Here is a 3,522-nt window from a genome sequence, read left to right as displayed (position 1 = left end):
GCAGGTCGCCCGCGGTGAGGCGCCGCTGCCCCCGCGGCAGGAGGGGCTCGTCGTGCAGGTCGCGCTCGACCTCGAGCTGCGGGTCGGCGGCCCTCGACGTGTCGGTGCTCATCGGACGCCCCCTACCGGCTCGGCGTCGCCGACGGAACCGGGGACGCCGACCGCTCCTTGAGGCGCTTCAGGTGCGACGACACGATCTGCGACAGGTCGGACTTCGGGTCGATGTCGACGACCTTCTGCCAGTGCTCCTCGGCCTTGTTCAGATCGTTCTTGTTCAGGTAGAGGAACCCAAGGTCGAAGTGCGCCAGCGCGTCCTTCGGGTCGAGCTGGATCGCCTTGAGCCAGCTCTTCTCGGCGCCCGCCATGTCGTCGCTGTTGAACTGCGCGAGGCCGAGGGTCCGCAGCGCCGCCGAGTCGTTCGGGTTGATCTGCAGGATCCGGCTCTGCCACGCGCCGGCCTCCTTGTAGTCGCCCGAGTCGTAGTACAGCTTGCTGAGCTGCCGCATCGCATCCATGTCGCGGGGGTTGGCGTCCACCTTCGCCTTGAGCTGGGCGACGGCCGCCTGATCCAGCGGCGGGAAGCTCGGCGTCGAGATCGCGGTGGGCGCCGGCGTCCCCGAGATGTCGGGATGGTTGTTCTGTACGGGCTGGCCGCCGCCCCAGAAGTACACGCCGAAGATGACGCCGAGGATCACCGCGGCCACCAGCAGCGGGTTCACCCTGCGCTTGCCGCGGGCCTTCCGCCCGGACGCCTTCGCGCCGGGGGTCGTGCCCTTCGTCGCGCTGCCGGACGCCGCCGCAGCGGCGGTCGCCGCGGCCGCCGACTCCCCGGACGCCTCGCCCTCGAGGACCTTCAGGGCCTCTCCGCTGAGCTCGACCTGCTTCTCCGCCCACGGGCGGAGCTGCTCGGGAGCCTCGTCGAGGAAGGACAACAGCTGGACATGCTGGGCCCGGACATCGTCCACCGAGGCGTCCGGCGGGAGGCCGAGCGCCTCCAGCAGGGGCTCGACGCCCCCCTGCCCCACCGTCGCGTCCGGGTCCTGCTCAGCCATCGATCTCCCTCGCTCGCACGGGCCTCACTGGGCCACTCGCCTACTTTGACCCCCAGCAGACCACAATCCCATCCTCCACGCGGCACGTTTCCGGTAGATGGGTGACCGGTGGATATATACGCCGAGGCCGTGGATATAAGATCCACGGCCTCGACGGTTCGGGCGATGCGGTTCGGTTACCGGCTCGGTGTCGGCGACGGGGTCGTCGCGGCGTTGGCGGTGGCCGTCTTCCAATAGGTGGGCGTGGCCCCCGGGGTGGCGGCCGTGGCACCTGGCTTCGGCGTCGCGATCGGCGCCTTGTTGCCGAGCGGGGCGGGCGACGGAACCAGGTTCGGCTCCGTCATCGCCCGCTGGGCGTACTGCGCGTCACGCAGGGACATCTGGCCCTTGCGGGAGGCGTCCGTCGCGTCGTTCAGGATGCGGATCGTGTAGGCCGGGGCGTGGAAGCCGCGGCTGTTCTCCGACACCACGTAGTCGATCCAGAAGGACGCCTTCCGTGCGTACAGCTGGGCTGCCGTGACCTGGTTGGCGGGCGTCCCGTTGGTACGGGCGGCCTGGATGTCGTGCACCAGATCCATGAACGCGTCGAACGACTTGTTCTTGGCTTCCTCGTACCGGTCGTGGATCGTCTTGACGCGGCCCCGCATCTCTTCCTCGCTCGCCCGGTGGCAGTTGAGGCAGCTGCGGTTGATCGTCTCGTCGTTGATCATCGGGCTGCGCACCTGGTGATCGGTGATCTTCTGGCCGCCCTCGCGCTTGTACGCCATGTGGCAGTCGGCGCACGTGACGCCGGCGCTCGCGTGGACGCCCTGGCTGAAGGTCTCGAAGTCGGGGTGCTGAGCCTTCACGACCGGGCCACCGGTGATGGTGTTCGTGAAGTCGGAGAAGCCGTGATCGTTGTAGTACTTGAACTCGTCGTCGATCTTCAGGCCGTTGTCCCACGGGAAGGTGAGGGTCTTGCCGTCGCCGGCGAAGTAGTACTCGACGTGGCACTGGGCGCAGACGAACGTGCGCATCTCGGCGGCGGAGGCGTCGCGGTTGACGTCGTAGTCCTTGACGCCCTGACCGTTCTTGAGGGCCTTCATGCCGTTGATGAACGCGGGCCGCGTCACGCGCAGCGCCATCGTCTTCGGGTCGTGGCAGTCGATGCAGCCGACCGGATGGTTGTTGGCCTTGCCGACGACCTCGGAGTACGGCGACTTGTTCATCGTCGCCCACGCCTGAGCGGGGTCACCGCCGATGTTGTTCAGCACCTCGGGGATCGACGAGTGGCAGTTCAGGCACGCGCCCGGCTGGTTGAACTGCGTGACGCGCTTGACGAGCGTCTGGTCCTCCAGCATGTACATGTGCCCGCGGGGCTCGTTGTACTCGATGGCGAACGCGTAGCCGGTCCACATCGTCACGAGCCGGGGGTCGGCCTCGAGCTTGCTGTGGGTCTTGACCGTGCGGGGGTCGTCGGCGGTGGGCGTCCGGGTCACCTGGTCCGCGGGCTCCATCTCGGCCGTCTTGCGCCAGCCGTCGTACTGGAGCGGGAAGTTCTGGCCCCAGACAGCGGGGTCGAACGTCTTCTCATCGATGTTGACGACGCGGAAGTAGGGGTTCTGCGACTCAACGCGATGCTGGAAAATGTTGATCAGCAGCGCCGCAACGCCGGCCGTGACCAGCGCTCCCAGCAACAGGCCGATGCCGATCAACAGCGCGGTCCGGCGCCTGTTGCTGGGCCGCGGCTTGGGGGAAACACTCGAGCTCATCTCATCACCTCATATGCCCGACGTTGGCGTGGCACTTCGTGCAGGAAATCTGTTGGTCGGAGCCGGCGTGAGCCCGGGTGCCCCTCATGGCGTCGGTCATCTGACCGTGGCACTTGAGGCAGGCGTGCTCGGTGATCTCCAAGTTGTGGTCACGGATCTTGATGTTCTCGGGGTACAGACCCGTCGTGAACTTCAGGGAGTGCCAGAACCCGTTGTCAGCCTCGGAGACCAGCCACGCGACCGGGTTGTCGTGCGGGGAATGGCAGTCCTGGCATGTGGCGGCGTGGGCGTGTGGCCCCGCCTGCCAGGAGTCGTAGTTCTCCTTCATGGAGTGGCACTGCAGGCACGCCTGTGGGTCGTGCCCGAAGTACGCCATGCCGCCGGCGTAACCGAACGTGAAGATTCCGAGACCGATCAGCACGCCGAACAAGACGGCGACGGTGACCGGGAACACCGTGCGCGTCCAGAAGCCCCGCGGCTGCTGCGACGTGCCCTGCGGCTGCTCCGCGCTCATTGCGCCACCCCCTGCTCTCGTGCCAGTCGCGCCCGCCCTGACCCCCGACCGAGACCTGAGCGGACTTTGACACTTCACCCTCTCCTGATCCGGCGTTTCGCGGCATCCGCCGGGGGATAGAAAAGGGGTATAGATCGCCACCCGGCATGCCCAGATGCATAGGGCGTCCGGGGACGAGCCGTGGGTCGACCGACGGCGTCCAACC

Annotated in this window: 3 protein-coding genes; all 3 read right to left on the bottom strand. The window is 67.5% G+C overall.

Translation table 11 applies throughout. The features are described 5' to 3' along the window. Positions 1-122: 122 nt before the first annotated feature. Entirely contained in the window at positions 123-1,052 is a 930-nt protein-coding gene (locus tag WMJ97_RS14785; RefSeq protein WP_347349769.1) for a tetratricopeptide repeat protein, read from the bottom strand. 176 nt (positions 1,053-1,228) lie between these two features. After that, a complete protein-coding gene (locus WMJ97_RS14780; RefSeq protein WP_347349768.1) occupies positions 1,229-2,803 on the bottom strand; it encodes an ammonia-forming cytochrome c nitrite reductase subunit c552 in 1,575 nt (524 codons plus the stop codon). Between the two features lie 4 nt (positions 2,804-2,807). Further along, a complete protein-coding gene (gene nrfH / locus WMJ97_RS14775) occupies positions 2,808-3,317 on the bottom strand; it encodes a cytochrome c nitrite reductase small subunit (RefSeq protein WP_347349767.1) in 510 nt (169 codons plus the stop codon). Positions 3,318-3,522: the final 205 nt, after the last annotated feature.

The organism is Nigerium sp. (assembly GCF_039811905.1).
Classification (GTDB): Bacteria; Actinomycetota; Actinomycetes; order Propionibacteriales; family Propionibacteriaceae; genus Propioniciclava.
The sequence above is the reverse complement of the archived record's forward strand: the minus strand, read 5'-3'. Positions and strand labels throughout refer to the sequence as shown.